The sequence below is a fragment of the Methylophaga sp. genome, assembly GCF_030651745.1.
Window position 1 is genome coordinate 1 of the sequence record NZ_JAUSCC010000064.1, and the last position, 16,311, is coordinate 16,311.

Sequence of the window (16,311 nt, forward strand, 5' to 3'; positions counted from 1 at the left end):
AATGGCTACACGTAGACATTTAGCAAATGCAATCCGTGCGTTAAGTATGGATGCAGTGCAAAAAGCGAATTCCGGCCATCCGGGTGCCCCTATGGGTATGGCGGATATCGCTGAAGTATTGTGGAATGACCACATGAAACACAACCCGAACAACCCGAAATGGGCTGATCGTGATCGTTTCATTTTGTCTAATGGCCACGGCTCTATGCTGATTTATTCATTGCTGCATTTGAGCGGCTATGATTTGCCGATGGATTCCCTGAAAACATTCCGTCAACTGCATTCACAATGTGCGGGTCACCCTGAATATGGTTATGCGCCAGGTGTAGAAACGACAACTGGTCCATTAGGTCAAGGTATTACCAACGGTGTTGGTTTTGCGATGGCTGAAAAACTGATGGCTGACCAATTCAACAAGCCAGGTCATGACATCGTTAACCACCACACCTACGTCTTTATGGGCGATGGCTGTTTGATGGAAGGTGTTTCTCATGAAGCCTGTGCTTTGGCTGGTACTTGGGGCCTCGGTAACCTGATTGCATTCTGGGATGACAACAACATCTCTATCGACGGTCATATTGATGGCTGGTACACCGATGATACGGTCAAGCGTTTTGAAGCTTACGGCTGGCACGTTCAATCTGTTGATGGTCACGATGCTGATGCAATCAACAAAGCGATTGTAGAAGCGAAAAAAGTCACTGATAGACCGTCTTTGATCTGTTGTAAAACCATTATCGGTTTCGGTTCACCAAACAAATCTGCAAGCCATGATTGCCATGGCGCAGCTTTGGGTGAAGAAGAAGTTGCACTGACTCGTAAAGAATTGGGTTGGGAATACGAACCATTTGTTATTCCAGAAGATGTTTATGCTGGCTGGAACGCAAAAGATAAAGGCGATGCTGCAGAAGCTGCATGGAATGAAAAATTTGCAGCTTATGAAAAAGAATATCCAGAATTGGCTGCTGAATTCAAACGCCGTATGGCCGGTGAATTACCTGCTAACTGGAAACAAGCTACTGATGCTTTCATTGCAGAAACCAATGAAAAAGCGGAAAGCCTGGCTTCACGTCAAGCTTCACAAAAAGCGATCGCTGCTTTGGCACCGGTTCTGCCTGAATTCCTGGGTGGTTCAGCTGACTTGACTGGTTCAAACCTGACAAGCTGCTCAAGCTTCAAACATGTTTCTGGTAAAGAGCCAGGCAACTACATTTCATACGGTGTTCGTGAATTCGGTATGTACGCGATCATGAATGGTATGGCATTGCATGGTGGTTTGCTGCCATTCGGCGGTACCTTCCACATGTTCTCTGACTATGCAAAATCAGCTCTGCGTATGGCTGCGTTGATGAAACAACGCACTATCGCTGTGTTGACACATGACTCAATCGGTCAGGGTGAAGATGGTCCTACTCACCAACCAATCGAAAACACTGCTGGTCTGCGTTACATTCCAAATATGGATGTATGGCGTCCTGCGGATTCAGTTGAAGTTGCGGTAGCCTGGACATGTGCTGTTGAGCGCATGGATGGCCCGACTAGCTTGGTTCTGAGCCGTCAAGGTATCCCAGGCCGTAAACATGAAGCGTCTGACTTTGATGCTATCCGTAAAGGTGCTTACGTTCTGTCTGAAGCGAAAGGCGGCAAAGCGGATGTGATCCTGATTGCAACTGGTTCAGAAGTTGATCTGGCTGCTAAAGCTCAGGAAGCATTGGCAGAAGAAGGTATCAACGCTCGCGTTGTTTCTATGCCTTCAACCAACGTCTTTGATCGTCAAGATCAAGCTTACAAAGACAGCATCCTGACTCCTGGCGTAAAACGTGTTTCTGTTGAAGCCGGTGTAACGGACTTCTGGCGTAAATATGTTGGTCTGGAAGGTGGCACTGTTGGTATCGATACCTTCGGTGAATCAGCGCCAGGTGGTGTTTTGATGAAACACTTCGGCTTTACAGTCGAAAACGTAGTTAAAACTGTTAAATCAGTTCTGTAATAAAGAGCTGTTTTTAGCGAGCTAAAAGGAAATGGCCGGTAGATATCCATCTACTGGCCATTTTTCTAAATAATTTAATCGTCTGTTTGTCTGATAACTGCAGTTTTAATTAAGATTTCAGTTCTGAGACACAATATCAAAATGATTCAAAGGAAATAGAATGGCTATCAAAGTAGGTATTAATGGTTTTGGTCGTATCGGTCGCATGGCATTTCGCGCTGCAGCAAAAGATTTTCCTGAGATAGAAATTGTGGCAATTAACGATTTGCTGGATCCGGAGTATCTGGCATATATGCTCAAGTATGACTCTGTTCACGGCCGCTTTGATGGTGACGTCGATGTCAAAGACGGACATCTGGTGGTGAATGGTAAGACCATTCGTGTTACTGCTGAACGTAATCCTGCTGATTTGAAATGGGATGAAGTTGGCGCAGATTTGATTATCGAATGCACCGGTTTTTTCCTGACCGAAGAATCATGCCAGGCGCATATTGATGCCGGCGCTAAAAAAGTAGTGCAGTCTGCACCTTCCAAAGATCACACACCAATGTTTGTCTATGGGGTGAACCATCAATCTTATGCGGGTGAAGCGATTGTTTCAGCCGCTTCCTGTACCACCAATGCATTGGCACCGGTTGCCAAAGTGCTGCATGACAGCTTTGGTATCAAGCGTGGTCTGATGACTACGGTACATGCCGCAACAGCTACACAAAAAACCGTTGATGGACCGTCCATGAAAGACTGGCGCGGTGGTCGCGGTATTCTCGAAAATATTATCCCTTCATCTACCGGTGCAGCAAAAGCAGTCGGTAAGGTGCTACCTGAATTAAATGGCAAATTGACAGGTATGGCATTTCGCGTACCCACATCTGATGTATCAGTGGTTGATTTGACCGTTGAATTGAATAACGAAGCCAGTTACGAAGCAATTTGCGCAGCCATGAAAACCGCTGCAGAAGGTGAATTGAAAGGCGTGTTGGGCTATACCGAAGAGAATGTAGTATCTACCGATTTCCGTGGCCATACTGCACCATCAAACTTTGATGCGGGAGCCGGAATCGCTTTGGATAGCACCTTTGTCAAAGTCGTGGCCTGGTATGACAATGAATATGGCTATACCTGCAATATGATGCGTCTGGTTGAGCATGTAGCTGGATAAACATTTTTTTTAGCCTTTTCAAAAGCTAATTCAAGGCTTCCTGCAAAGGAAGCCTTTTTTTATGCAACGCGAAGGCTATAATCAGAACTAGTTCACAAAAATTACCTACTAGAGGGCAACACTTTATGTCAGTAATAAAAATGGCCGATTTGGATTTGGCAGGAAAACGCGTGCTAATAAGGCAAGATTTGAATGTTCCACTCAAGTCTGGCGTTGTGGCAGATGGCACCCGTATCCTCGCCTCGTTGCAGACCATTAAACTGGCATTGGAGAAAGGTGCAAAAGTGATGATCATGTCGCACCTTGGACGGCCGACCGAAGGTGAATACGAGCATAAATACTCATTAGCACCTGTTGCCAATTTTCTTTCTGCCTTACTGGAAATGCCGGTTCGTCTGGAACAAAACTGGCTGGAGCCCGAATTTATTCCGGTGGAAGTGGGTGAGGTCGTGCTCTGCGAAAACGTGCGTTTCAATATCGGCGAAAAAGCCAATGATGATGCACTGGCAAAACGTATGGCCAAAATGTGTGATGTTTTTGTAATGGATGCCTTTGGTACAGCGCATCGAGCACATGCTTCTACTCACGGTATTGCCAAATATGCGGGTATTGCCTGTGCAGGACCTTTGCTGTCAGCAGAATTGGATGCATTATCAAAAGCACTGGATAACCCAGCCCGACCGTTGGTCGCCATCGTCGGCGGTTCCAAAGTTTCTACCAAGCTTACCGTGCTGGAAACACTGTCGAAAAAAGTCGATCAATTGATTGTTGGAGGAGGGATTGCCAATACCTTTATTGCCGCGGCTGGCCATAATGTCGGTAAATCTTTATACGAACCTGACTTAATCGATACCTGTAAAAGGTTGTCTGCAGATGCCATTAGCCGGGGTGGCAATATTCCGGTACCGAAAGACGTGGTTTGCGGCAAATTTTTTGCGGAAAATGCCGAAGCAGAATTAAAAGCCGTTGATAAGGTGACTGACGAGGATATGATTTTTGATATCGGTCCTAAATCTGCTGCAGAGTTGGTTGAAATTATTAAAAACGCTGGTACGGTAGTATGGAACGGACCGCTGGGTGTGTTTGAATTCAGCCAATTCAGTGAAGGCACCAAGGAAATAGCGATGGCAATCGCTGAATCCAAGGCGTTTTCTATCGCAGGTGGCGGTGACACCTTAGCGGCAGTGTCGAAATACAAAGTTTGTGATGATATTTCTTATATTTCTACTGGTGGTGGTGCTTTTCTGGAATTTCTTGAAGGTAACAAATTACCAGCAGTGGACATTCTTGAGCAACGTGCCCGCGAGTAATCAATGAGTATTTAATATGTCTGCCCGTCGAAGAACGAAAATTGTTGCAACCTTAGGCCCCGCGACAAAAGATCCTGCTGTTCTTGACGCGATGATATCGGCCGGTATGGATGTAGTCCGGCTAAATTTTTCGCATGGATCTGCTCAATCACATATCGAGATGGCGGAACGGGTACGTAATCGTGCCAGAGCCTTCGGTCGTCAAGTCGGTGTGCTGGTGGATTTGCAAGGGCCCAAAATTCGCATTGCGCGGTTTAAGCATGCCGGTGTAAAACTGGTTGAAAATGAAATGTTTATCCTCGATGCTGACTTAGCGGATGATGTCGGCGACAACAATCGAGTTGGAGTCGACTATAAAGCTCTGCCTCAGGATGTAAAACGCGGTGATACCTTGTTGCTTGATGACGGCCGCATTGTCTTGTGGGTTGACTCGGTCATTGACCAGCAAATTCATTGCCGTGTGACGGTTGGCGGAATGCTGACAGATAACAAAGGGATCAACCGTCTGGGAGGCGGTTTGTCTGCTTCAGCCCTGACCCCGAAAGATATGGCAGATATACAAACCGCTGCCGATATGCAGGCAGACTATTTAGCCATCTCTTTTCCCCGATGTGCCGATGACATTCATTTGGCGCGTCATTTACTGCGAGAAGCTGGTGGTTACGGTGGCATTATTGCCAAAATCGAACGCGCGGAAGCGCTAGATGATATTGATGCCATTATTGAAGCTTCAGAAGGCCTTATGGTCGCCCGCGGTGATTTGGGTGTCGAAATGGGGGATGCAGCATTGCCTCCCATTCAAAAACAATTAATTGCCAAAGCCAGGCGTATGAACAAGCTGACCATTACGGCAACCCAGATGATGGAGTCGATGATTCTCAGCCCCATTCCAACCCGTGCTGAAGTTTTCGATGTCGCCAATGCGGTATTGGATGGCACTGATGCTGTGATGCTGTCCGGAGAAACCGCGGTTGGGCATTTTCCGGTCAAAGTAATCGAAGCTATGGATCGTATCTGCCTGCAGGCAGAACAGCAGCGTGAAATACGGGTTTCACGGCATCGGATGGATTCAGAATTTCAACGGATAGATGAAGCCATCGCCATGGCGGCTATGTACACAGCGAATCATCTTAATGTTAAAGCGATTGCTGCTTTAACTGAATCCGGTTCATCAACGTTATGGATGTCACGCGTCAGCTCAGGTATCCCGATTTTTGCGTTAACGCCACATGTGGCAACAAGACGCAGGGTGACATTATATCGTGGGGTGTATCCAGTCAGTTTTGTTGTGGAACATACTGATCATGCCGCCTTAAACAAAGAAGTCATTGAAGAATTGCAACGGCGCGGTGTGGTGAACGATGGTGATATAGTAATCATCACCAAAGGCGATCTCGAAGCTCAAGGCAGCACCAATGCGATAAAAATTGTACGCGTTGGCGAACTGGTGGAACCGAGAACCCAGGCAAATCAAACTGAATAAACCGCTTTAACCGGAGAGTAGCAAATGGCATTAGTTTCAATGCGACAATTACTGGATTATGCAGCAGAGTACCAATTCGCCATACCTGCATTCAATGTCAGCAATATGGAACAGGTACATGCCATTATGCAGGCTGCTGATGCTGTTGATAGCCCGGTGATTATGCAAGGCAGTGCCGGTGCGCGAGACTATGCTGGGGAACCGTTTCTCAGACATCTTATTCTGGCAGCAATTGAAGCTTATCCGCATATTCCTTTAGTCATGCATCAGGATCATGGGGCCAATCCCGCTATCTGTGCACGTTCTATTCAATCCGGTTTCAGCTCGGTGATGATGGATGGATCGTTGCTGGAAGACATGAAAACACCTTCCGATTTTGACTATAACGTGAACGTCACTCGTAAAGTCAGTGAAATGGCCCATGCTTGTGGGGTTTCAGTAGAAGGCGAGCTTGGCTGTCTGGGATCACTGGAAACGGGCATGATGGGTGAAGAAGACGGTCATGGTGCTGAGGGAAAACTGGATCATAGTCAGCTGTTAACTGATCCCGATGAAGCGGTGGAGTTTGTCAAACTCACCCAAGTCGATGCATTGGCGGTTGCGATTGGCACCAGTCATGGTGCCTACAAATTTACTCAGCCTCCCACCGGAGATGTTTTGGCGATCAGTCATTTGAAGACTCTGCAACAACGTTTACCTACTACACATTTTGTGATGCACGGTTCCAGCTCTGTGCCGCAAGACTGGCTGGAAATCATCAATACCCATGGCGGTAATATTGGTCAAACCTATGGTGTACCGGTTGAAGAAATTGTCGAAGGCATAAAATATGGTGTGCGTAAGGTGAATATTGATACTGATTTGCGCATGGCTTCAACCGGTTCTATCCGCCAGTTTTTGACCGATGAAAAAAATGCTGCGGTGTTTGATCCGCGTAAGTTTTACAAGGAAGCAACCAAAGCGATGCAAGCAATTTGTCAGGCACGCTATGAAGCATTTGGTAGTGCTGGACATGCCAGTAAGATCAAACCAATCTCATTGCAAGACATGGTGGAACGTTATCGCAGTGGAGAGTTGGCACCCAAGTTAAATTAAGGTTGATTTGCTTGGGATACATTCGCTGCCAGTCTTTATCACGATTCAGGTAAAATACCTCACTTAGTCTTTTCAGGGCTTATACCGTGTTACAAATTTTCGCTATCGCTGTTGGCGGCGCTGCTGGTGCTCTATTGCGTTTTTTTATGTCCAACGGCGTTTATAAAATGCTCGGCCGTGATTTTCCTTATGGGACATTGGCGGTTAATGTTTTAGGCTCTCTGCTTATCGGAGTGTTGTTTATTCTGTTGATTGAAAAATTGGCGGTTGCAGCAGAGTGGCGGGCGGGATTGATGGTTGGCTTGCTTGGTGCTTTTACTACTTTTTCAACATTTTCTCTGGAAACTTTTAGTTTGTTGGAAGATGGTGCATTTCTTAAAGCGGGATTAAATGTGTTTTTAAGTGTGGTGTTGTGTCTTGCTGCAACTTGGTTAGGTATAAGCTTGGGAAGACAGTTATGAACCTGACATTGGTTAGAATCTATTTATCTGATGGACGCAGTGAAGTACGTCAAGTTCTTAAATGGCTGGAGCAGAATAAAATTCGTTTTACCGTGTTTCGGGGAATTGCCGGCTTGGGTTCTGACGGACTGGTGCATAAAGCTTCGTTATTAGATCTGTCATCAGATTTGCCAATGGTTATCGAGTTTTTTGATAAACCAGAACAAATAAACGATATCATCAATACAATAAAAACTATGGTGGAGGCTGATCATATTGTCAGCTGGCCAGTACAAAGCGGAATTTAACATGTTAGACCTCAAATTATTACGAACTGAACCGCAGTTAATGGCGAAAGGTTTGGCTCGTCGCGGTTTTCAACTGGATGTAAGTTTGTTGGAAACCCTGGAAGCTGAGCGCCGTCAGGCACAGCTGGATGCGCAGACATTACAAACCGAGCGCAATGCTCGTTCCAAAATGATTGGTAAAGCGAAAGCTTCCGGTGAGGATATCGCTCCATTGCTGGCGGAAATTGATGATCTAGGCGATCAACATAAAGCTGCTGAAGCAAGACTGGCCAAAGTATTAGAACAATTGAATGATCTGGCGATGGGCCTGCCGAATATTCCGCAGGATGACGTGCCGGCAGGAAAAGATGAAACCGATAATGTCGAAGTTTCTCGTTGGGGCACACCAAGACAATTTGATTTTGAACCTAAAGATCATGTGGATCTGGGGGCCGGTTTACAGCAAATGGACTTTGAAACAGCTGCTAAGATAACCGGAGCGCGGTTTGTCACCTTAACCGGACAATTGGCCCGACTGCAGCGAGCGTTGATTCAATTGATGCTTGATATTCACATAACTGATCATGGTTATACTGAAACTTATGTGCCTTATCTGGTCAATGCCGATTCTTTACGTGGAACCGGACAGCTGCCCAAGTTTGCCGAAGATTTGTTTGCAGTTGATGATGGTCAGCTTTATCTGATCCCAACCGCTGAAGTTCCGGTAACCAATATTGTGCGTGACAGCATTGTCGATGCTGCCCAGCTGCCATTGAAATTTGTTGCGCATACGCCATGTTTTAGAAGTGAAGCTGGTTCACATGGCCGTGATGTCCGCGGTTTGATTCGTCAGCATCAGTTTGAAAAGGTCGAGCTGGTACAGATTGTTGCACCAGAAAATTCTGCTGAAGCACACGAACAATTGACCGGACAAGCTGAAAAAATCCTGCAAATGCTGGATTTACCATATCGTAAAATGCTGCTCTGCACTGGCGACATGGGCTTTGCCTCCAGCAAAACCTATGATTTGGAAGTCTGGTTACCGAGCCAGAATACCTATCGCGAAATCTCTTCATGCAGTAACTTCGGTGATTTCCAGGCACGCCGCATGCAGGCGCGCTGGCGTAACCCTGAAACCGGCAAGCCCGAATTGGTTCATACATTAAATGGATCTGGTCTAGCCGTTGGTCGGACCTTATTGGCCATATTGGAAAATCATCAGCAAGCTGATGGCAGTGTGATTATTCCTGAGCCACTTCGCGCTTATATGGGCGGCGTGGATAAACTTCATGGGTGATGAGTTTACGCTGATCCAGAAGATCATCATCTGGACATTGCCCGTATTGTTTGCCATTACCGTGCATGAAGTCGCTCACGGTTGGGCTGCGTTAAAACTGGGCGATAAAACTGCTCAGATGATGGGGCGTCTGACACTTAATCCGATCAAGCATATAGATCCTCTGGGTACCATTCTGGTGCCCGGATTACTGTTGATGTTTACCGGCTTTATGTTTGGCTGGGCCAAACCCGTACCAGTTACTTTCCAGAATTTAAGAAACCCTAAAAAAGATATGGCCTGGGTCGCGTTGGCCGGCCCTGGAGCCAATTTAGTAATGGGCTTTTTATGGGCGATGGTTACCAAGATTGGGCTATTGTTGGCGGTGAATGACGTACTGATTTCCGGACCGATGATTTACATGGGCGTGGCAGGTGTATTAGTCAATGGCATGCTGATGTTATTGAACCTGTTGCCATTACCTCCACTGGATGGTGGCAGGGTTTTGGTCAGTATTTTGCCACCGCATTTAGCCTGGAAAGTTGAAAAGATAGAGCCTTACGGCTTTTTTATCTTGTTAGCATTACTCTATTTTGGCATCGTGATGATGATTTTATGGCCTATGATGCAGGCATATATGGGATTGCTGGCATTTATCTTTGATATGCCGATGCAGGTATTTTTTATTCTTTAAAACACTGAATTGAGCCAGCTCATCAGGAGATTATTTTGGACACGGTAGCGTATCAGTCACGTCGAATCGTTTCAGGCATGCGCCCTACAGGGCAATTGCATTTGGGGCATTATCATGGCGTTCTGAAAAATTGGATTAAATTACAACACGAATTTGATTGTTTCTTTTTCGTTGCTGATTGGCATGCCTTGACCACGCACTATGAAGATAGTCGGGTGATTGAAGACAGTGTCTGGGAAATGGTTATCGACTGGCTGGCGGCGGGTATTGAACCTTCCTCAGCATCATTGTTTCTGCAATCTCGGGTGCCTGAACACGCTGAACTGCATTTATTGTTATCGATGATCACGCCTTTATCCTGGCTGGAACGGGTACCAACCTACAAAGATCAGCAGGAAAAACTTAAAGAAAAAGATCTCTCGACCTATGGCTTTTTGGGTTATCCCTTACTGCAAAGTGCAGACATTTTGATTTATCGTGCGGGCCAAGTGCCGGTCGGTGAAGATCAGGTCGTGCATGTCGAGCTGACTCGCGAAGTCGCCCGCCGGTTTAACCATATTTATGGCCGTGAAAAAGACTTTGAAGAGAAAGCTGAAGCGGCAGTCTTAAAGATGGGTAAGAAAAACGCCAAGTTATATAACACTTTGCGTAAAGCCTATCAGGAGCAAGGCGATGCAGAAGCTTTACAAACTGCTCGTGAGTTATTGAAAAATCAGCAAAATCTGGCGCTTGGCGATATGGAAAGGCTGTTTGGTTTTCTGGAAGGTGGCGGTAAAGTCATTTTGCCAGAACCCAAAGCACTGTTAACACCGGCCTCAAAAATGCCAGGACTGGATGGGCAGAAAATGTCCAAATCCTATGGCAACACGATTTCGTTACGCGAATCGGATCAGTCCGTTGCCGAAAAAATTAAACGTATGCCAACCGATCCCAATCGGGTGCGTCGTACCGATCCGGGTGAGCCGGATAAATGTCCTGTGTGGCAATTACATGAAGTTTATTCTGATGAAGATCAGAAACAATGGGTTCAACAAGGCTGCCGTACGGCTGGGATCGGTTGTCTGGATTGTAAAGGTCCACTTATTGATTCGGTGATTGCCGAACTCAAACCTATCCGTGAACGAGCGGATGATTTCAGCCGGCATCCAGAAGATGTACGACGTATTATTGATGATGGCAGTGCTGCAGCAAGAGAAGTAGCTCAGGAAACATTGAGTGAAGTTCGTGCAGCAATGGGTCTGGCTTATAAATAGCCCAAGTAAATAGACCAAGGAAAATAATTATGGCTGAAAGAATACAAAAAGTACTGGCTCGTGCCGGTTATGGTTCGCGTCGATTGATCGAGAGTTGGATCAAAGATGGCAAATTACAGGTGAATGGTGTGCCTGCCACGCTGGGTGATCAAATTTCTGAGAAAGATCGTATAACCCTAGAAGGCCGACCTTTATCCTCCAAGAGGATCTGGCAGCAAGCTATGCCGCAGGTTTTGCTTTATCACAAGCCGGTAGGTGAAGTGTGTACCCGTAATGATCCGGAAGGTCGCAGAACTATTTACCAATCCTTACCGGTTCCAGAAGAAGGTCGTTGGGTCAGTGTCGGTCGTCTTGATTTGAATACCAGTGGTCTGATTATCCTGACAACGGATGGTGAACTGGCTAATCAGTTAATGCATCCTTCCAATGAAATGGACCGTGAGTATGCGGTACGTGTTTTGGGTGAAGTCACTCCGGAAATGATGCAAACCTTACGCGATGGTGTTGAGTTGGAAGATGGGAAAGCGCATTTTTCAGATATTCAGCCCGGTGGTGGTGAAGGTGCAAATACCTGGTTTCATGTAGTTATCCAGGAAGGTCGTAACCGTGAAGTAAGACGTTTATGGGAAAGTCAGGGTGTGCAGGTGAGTCGCTTGGTGCGTTTGCGTTACGGACCGGTCATCATGCCAAATAAACTTAAACCAGGCCGCTGGATGATGTTGGAAGGTAAAGATTTGGAATACCTTTATGAAGAAGCGGGCTTAAAAGCTAAAGCTACTAATAAACGCGGAGCACCGGCAGAAAAGATTCCGGTTAAAAAAGAAGTGCCGGTCGAAAAAGAAAAACCGACAAAATCAACAAAGTGGCCAGATAAATCTGCAAAAGCGGCAAAAAAGACTGCTCCAAGATCTGCTGGCAGTGACACGTCACCAAACAAAAGAGGTCCACGTATTCGTGGGCGTGGTGACCGCTAAATATTCACTCGGGATGTAACTACCTGATTGCGACCGGCAAATTTTGCCTGATATAACGCTTCATCGGCTTTTGAAAACAAACTATCAGCTGACTCGCCTACACAGAGCTCTGCCAGACCGATACTGATGGTGATAGGGAATTTTTGATTGCTGTTATTCTGGTTTAACTCATAAATAGCGTTACGAAGCCGTTCTGCAGCAAGCAGAGCGGCTTCATGATGGCTATGGCTGAGCACGATAGCGAACTCTTCTCCACCAATACGAAATAAAGCATCACTGCGTCTTAAGCTCGTTAATAAAGTATCAGCAACACGACAAAGCGTTTCATCACCGACCTGATGACCGAAACTGTCGTTGATATTTTTAAAGTAATCGATATCGATGATCAGTAACGACAATGGCAATCTCAAACGATGAGCCAGGTCAATTTCACGTTCAATAGTATTGTTATAGGCTTGTCGATTGGGAAGTTGCGTTAATGAATCTGTTAATGCGGCATCTATGGCGCGGGCATATTGCAGGCTGTTCCGTAACGGGTAGACAAGTTTGCAAAGCAAATCCTCTAACAACCGGATTTCACTTTCGGAAAAGCGATAGGCACGGCTGAAGGTTAACTGCCCAAGGTACTCGTGGTCTATCTCAAGTTGATAGTTACATTTATGGTGGCGGTTATTCCCCATTCTGAACTCAAACTTGTTATCAGGGTGAGTAAATTGCAAACCACTGTGGGCAAGTAAAGGTTTTATCTGCTCATCAAACAATCTGAGTAACTGTCTGGTATCGAGCGATGTCTGCAGAATTAATGGCAGTTTGGCTAAAGCATCATCACGTTCAGCCGAAACGGGTCCTGCTTGAATGACAGATACCGTATTTTGCTCAAGTCGCCGCAAATTTGTAGTGTCTGATGGCAATGAATGGATCATATACACGCTCGTATAAAAGAAAATTTACAATAACCATGCTAAAAATATGCCATGGATTTAATCTTCAATTAATACAAGGGGTTATATTGTTATGCCAAAACTTTGACAGGCAATTCCATCTGTGCATTCAAACATTGGCCGTGTAAGTGGCCGCTTTGGTCGCTGGCAAGGTAAAGATATGCCGGTATGACAGCGCAGGGTTCAGGCAAGTGTTGAGGGTCAGCAGCAGGGTAAACTCTGGCATGCAATTTGGTTTTTACCTGACCGGGATCGATACAATTGACCCGGACTTTTCCAGCGTCTTCCATTTCCAGAGATAACTGGTGGCAAAAACATTCTAAAGCGGCTTTGCTAAGGCCATAAGCGCCGCGATACGCTTTATCATGTTGACTGTCCGTGGTGAAAATAATAAAGCTTTGTTGCTCAGTGGATTGCAATAAGTGAAGACAGGCGTGAGTCAGTAAATAAGTAGCCGTCAGATTTACTTGCAGGGTTTCTGTCCACTGTTTGATGTCTTGATTGGCGATTGGAGCTAACTGGCCGACATCTGCTGCACAATGAACCAAGCCATCAAGCCGGCCAAAGGTATCTTTGATGGTTTGAGCAAGTTGCTGGTAATCCTCGGCAGTTGCGCCTCTGAAATCCACCGGAAAAATAGCTGGTTCAATTCCAGTTTCTTGCAGGATAACGTCGTACAGCTTTTCTAACTGGGCAATGTTTTTATCGAGCAAAATGATGGTTGCACCATGTCTGGCGTAAGCCATGGCAACTTCGCTACCGATGCCGCCAAGGGCACCGGTAACCAGGACAACCTTATTGCTGAGAATAGATTGCTCAGCTTGGGACAACATCACTGACTTTATTCAGATTTTGGAACGATACGGCCGTAGGTGACTTTACCATCTAACAATTGAGCAATGATTAACGCATCATCATTGTGCCATTCCAGTGTTTCCATGTTCATTTGGTCTAAGGTTCTTTCTTGAGCAATATCAGGTTCGCCGTAAGCTGAGATAAGTTCATCTCGTGACATACCAGCTTGGATGGCATTTGCACTGTCACCAGTTGCTTCTGCTGCTTCAGGTGCAGATTCAACTGTTGCAGGAGCAGTAGTCTCTGTTTCGCCGCTATCGGTAACAGCGGTATCGCTTTCATTACTGCAGGCAATCAGTGCCATGCTCAGAAAAAGACCGGTAAAAATTAAACGCATACGATTTAACATGACATCCCCTCTTTAGGTTTAAATAGACTAATTGGCGAGTATAACAAGCAATTACAAGTATATCGACATGTTGTTAGGGCTTATTTATTTTTCATATCCACCACTGCTGGCGGCTATTTTTGTGTCCGGTAAGGCGGAAAGCGCGCAGTGTAGCTGTTCTACATAAGCGATTGACAACGCTGTCGGAGGTAAAAATAGCCCCAGCCCATTGGGTTGTGACTGAAAGAGCGCCGCTCCGCGTTGCTCGTCGTTTGTTTAGAATAACTAAATTGCCCTTCTCGTGCCTTGATTGGCGCTCTTTCAGCTCACAACAGAGGCGGGGATGAAAGAAAAATAAACCCTAAGGTAAATTTCCCACTAAAATATTTTCTGCTGCGCGATAGCCATTCATTACAGCACTTTCCAAAGTGGCTGGATAAGGATTTTCAGCATAGTCTCCGGCGATCCATAACCGTTCGATGGCTGTTTTGCAGCTGGGTCTTTGGCTGTTTTCAACCACTCCGCAACAGAATGTAGCTCTTTTTTCACGTATGACATGTACCGCCAGATATTTGTCAGGTAACTCGAGTAAAAGTTTTGTTAGCTCTAAAACGACCTGGGTAACTAATTGCTGTTTAGTGAAGGATTCATGCTCGCCCGGGCCACTAATAACAACGGCAATTAATCCGGGAGATTGATCGGAACGGTCGAATACCCACTGCGGCAGGGAATTGCTCAAACCGATAATAGGGGCTTTCAGGCGAAATGTTGATGAATATTGCAGATAGACGGTGCTTATTGGGTAGTCAGTAACTTTCGGAAGATTAAGCTGCTTACCTAAAAGTTTATAAAGAATGTTGGGTGAAACGGCTACAATAACGTTGTCAGCAGCAATATATTCGTCTGTGCTGGTTACGATTCCAACGACTTTACCGCTGTCGATAACAATTTTCTCAACGCGGGTTTGCAGTCTGATTTCGCCACCGTGGCTGGAGATAAATTGCATAGCGGGTTCGGGGATTAATTCACCCAAAGGTTTTTTCGGGATCAGTAAGTCGGCAGCTTTTCTATTTGAAGCCAGACTGTCTTTCAACGTTGTTGCGAAAACACTGGCCGATGCCTGTTCTATTGGCGTATTCATGATCGCCAGACATAACGGAATCCATAACTGTGAAATGAGTCGTGGGGATTGCCCAGTCTGCTGGCACCACTGAGCCACCGTTATGTTCTGCGTTTTGGATGTTGCACTAAACTGACGGGCTAAACGCAAAAAGCTCATCAACCCCTGCCAGCCCAGACTGGAATAAATTGACGGTAATATTGCGAGTGGCCAAGGTATGGCCGGGTGGAGAGCTAACCGTAGTGGTGCAAAGTGCGGATCGAGGATTTGCAAATCCAATGCTTTGCGTTGAAAAACGCTGCTTTCATCGATGGCTATTCTATCGAGAAGATCCAACATATTCTGATAAGCACCGATCATCAAATGCTGGCCATTATCAATGTCGATACCCTGCCATTTGACTGTTCGCGCCCGTCCACCAAGTTGTTTAGCGGCTTCTAAAACGATGGGCTTTTGACCCGCTTCAGCTAGACGAACCGCAGCAGCAAGACCACTCCAACCACCACCAATTATGATGTGCTGCATGTTATTTGTAGCTTTTAGCGAGCTTTTTTTCACGTCTAAAGGTGCACCAGGCCAGCCATAATTTACGGATGGGGGTGAGAGAGATACGCTGTTTCATCACCTGAAAATTATCTCGAGCAATTTCCTGCAAGGTGGTTCGGTAGATTTCAGCCATAATCAGCGCAGTAAACTGATGCTGCCGATCTTGTTCAGGTAACAGCTGTAAGGCTTCCTGATAAAACTGTTCAGCGCGTTGGGTCTGGAATTGAAGCAATTCCGTCAACGCATCGGTTTGTTGCAAATCCAAAATACTTTGTTCCGTGACACCAAACTGCTGCATCTCGTCTAATGGCAGATAAATCCGCCCACGTTCGGCATCTTCACGAACATCACGAATGATATTGGTCAGTTGAAATGCAAGGCCCAGTTTTTCGGCGAACTTTAAGGTCTTGCGATCGGTAAAACCGAAGATCTGTGCTGAAAGCAGGCCGACAACACTGGCAACACGGTGACAATATAAGGCTAGGTTTTTATAGGCTGGATAACGATGTTGGCTTAAATCCATTTCCATGCCGTCAATGATCTCGTGGAAATATTCTTCA

At 45.9% G+C, this 16,311-nt stretch carries 16 protein-coding genes; 11 read left to right on the top strand and 5 right to left on the bottom strand.

Translation table 11 applies throughout. From position 1 onward, the window contains the following. Nucleotide 1 precedes the first annotated feature (1 nt). The 11 genes from tkt (at nt 2) to rluB (ending at nt 11,961) form a co-directional block, all read left to right on the top strand. Nucleotides 2-1,990 (top strand): transketolase, encoded by a 1,989-nt coding sequence (gene tkt, locus Q7V21_RS07995; protein WP_304916785.1) that lies wholly within the window; start codon nt 2-4, stop codon nt 1,988-1,990. A 160-nt stretch (nt 1,991-2,150) separates the two neighbouring features. Then, nucleotides 2,151-3,149, top strand: coding sequence for a type I glyceraldehyde-3-phosphate dehydrogenase (gap, locus tag Q7V21_RS08000; protein ID WP_304916786.1), 999 nt, complete (start codon nt 2,151-2,153; stop codon nt 3,147-3,149). A gap of 125 nt (nt 3,150-3,274) precedes the next feature. Next, nucleotides 3,275-4,459 carry a phosphoglycerate kinase gene (locus tag Q7V21_RS08005; RefSeq protein ID WP_304916787.1) on the top strand — a complete coding sequence of 395 codons (1,185 nt, stop codon included), beginning with the start codon at nt 3,275-3,277 and terminating at the stop codon, nt 4,457-4,459. Between the two features lie 16 nt (nt 4,460-4,475). Beyond that, nucleotides 4,476-5,942 (top strand): pyruvate kinase, encoded by a 1,467-nt coding sequence (gene pyk / locus Q7V21_RS08010; RefSeq protein ID WP_304916788.1) that lies wholly within the window; start codon nt 4,476-4,478, stop codon nt 5,940-5,942. A gap of 24 nt (nt 5,943-5,966) precedes the next feature. After that, nucleotides 5,967-7,037 (top strand): class II fructose-bisphosphate aldolase, encoded by a 1,071-nt coding sequence (gene fba / locus Q7V21_RS08015; RefSeq protein WP_304916789.1) that lies wholly within the window; start codon nt 5,967-5,969, stop codon nt 7,035-7,037. 86 nt (nt 7,038-7,123) lie between these two features. Then, nucleotides 7,124-7,498, top strand: a complete 375-nt coding sequence (crcB, locus tag Q7V21_RS08020; protein ID WP_304916790.1) for a fluoride efflux transporter CrcB — start codon at nt 7,124-7,126, stop codon at nt 7,496-7,498. Further along, entirely contained in the window at nt 7,495-7,785 is a 291-nt protein-coding gene (locus tag Q7V21_RS08025) for a DUF190 domain-containing protein (RefSeq protein ID WP_304916791.1), read from the top strand. The genes crcB and Q7V21_RS08025 overlap by 4 nt, the downstream gene beginning before the upstream one ends. A 1-nt stretch (nt 7,786) precedes the next feature. Further along, complete coding sequence (gene serS, locus Q7V21_RS08030; protein ID WP_304916792.1) at nt 7,787-9,061, top strand: serine--tRNA ligase; 1,275 nt, start codon at nt 7,787-7,789, stop codon at nt 9,059-9,061. Continuing rightward, nucleotides 9,054-9,734, top strand: coding sequence for a site-2 protease family protein (locus Q7V21_RS08035; RefSeq protein WP_304916793.1), 681 nt, complete (start codon nt 9,054-9,056; stop codon nt 9,732-9,734). The genes serS and Q7V21_RS08035 overlap by 8 nt, the downstream gene beginning before the upstream one ends. 35 nt (nt 9,735-9,769) lie before the next feature. After that, nucleotides 9,770-10,987: a tryptophan--tRNA ligase gene (locus tag Q7V21_RS08040; protein WP_176718903.1), complete on the top strand. Its 1,218-nt coding sequence runs from the start codon at nt 9,770-9,772 to the stop codon at nt 10,985-10,987. A gap of 29 nt (nt 10,988-11,016) precedes the next feature. Then, the gene (gene rluB / locus Q7V21_RS08045; protein ID WP_304916794.1) at nt 11,017-11,961 is read left to right on the top strand and encodes a 23S rRNA pseudouridine(2605) synthase RluB; all 945 of its coding nucleotides are present in this window, start codon (nt 11,017-11,019) and stop codon (nt 11,959-11,961) included. Here the strand turns inward: rluB and Q7V21_RS08050 are convergent. From Q7V21_RS08050 to Q7V21_RS08070, 5 genes are all read right to left on the bottom strand, one after another. Next, complete coding sequence (locus tag Q7V21_RS08050) at nt 11,958-12,884, bottom strand: GGDEF domain-containing protein (protein WP_304916795.1); 927 nt, start codon at nt 12,882-12,884, stop codon at nt 11,958-11,960. The two genes, rluB and Q7V21_RS08050, sit on opposite strands and share 4 nt — an antisense overlap. Before the next feature lie 89 nt (nt 12,885-12,973). Next, a complete protein-coding gene (locus Q7V21_RS08055; RefSeq protein ID WP_304916799.1) occupies nt 12,974-13,735 on the bottom strand; it encodes an SDR family NAD(P)-dependent oxidoreductase in 762 nt (253 codons plus the stop codon). An 8-nt stretch (nt 13,736-13,743) separates the two neighbouring features. Continuing rightward, nucleotides 13,744-14,106 (bottom strand): hypothetical protein, encoded by a 363-nt coding sequence (locus Q7V21_RS08060; RefSeq protein ID WP_304916796.1) that lies wholly within the window; start codon nt 14,104-14,106, stop codon nt 13,744-13,746. A gap of 340 nt (nt 14,107-14,446) precedes the next feature. Further along, a complete protein-coding gene (gene hpnE / locus Q7V21_RS08065) occupies nt 14,447-15,730 on the bottom strand; it encodes a hydroxysqualene dehydroxylase HpnE (protein WP_304916797.1) in 1,284 nt (427 codons plus the stop codon). Between the two features lies 1 nt (nt 15,731). Beyond that, nucleotides 15,732-16,311: squalene/phytoene synthase family protein (locus tag Q7V21_RS08070; protein WP_304916798.1), on the bottom strand; the 580-nt coding region annotated here is incomplete at its 5' end.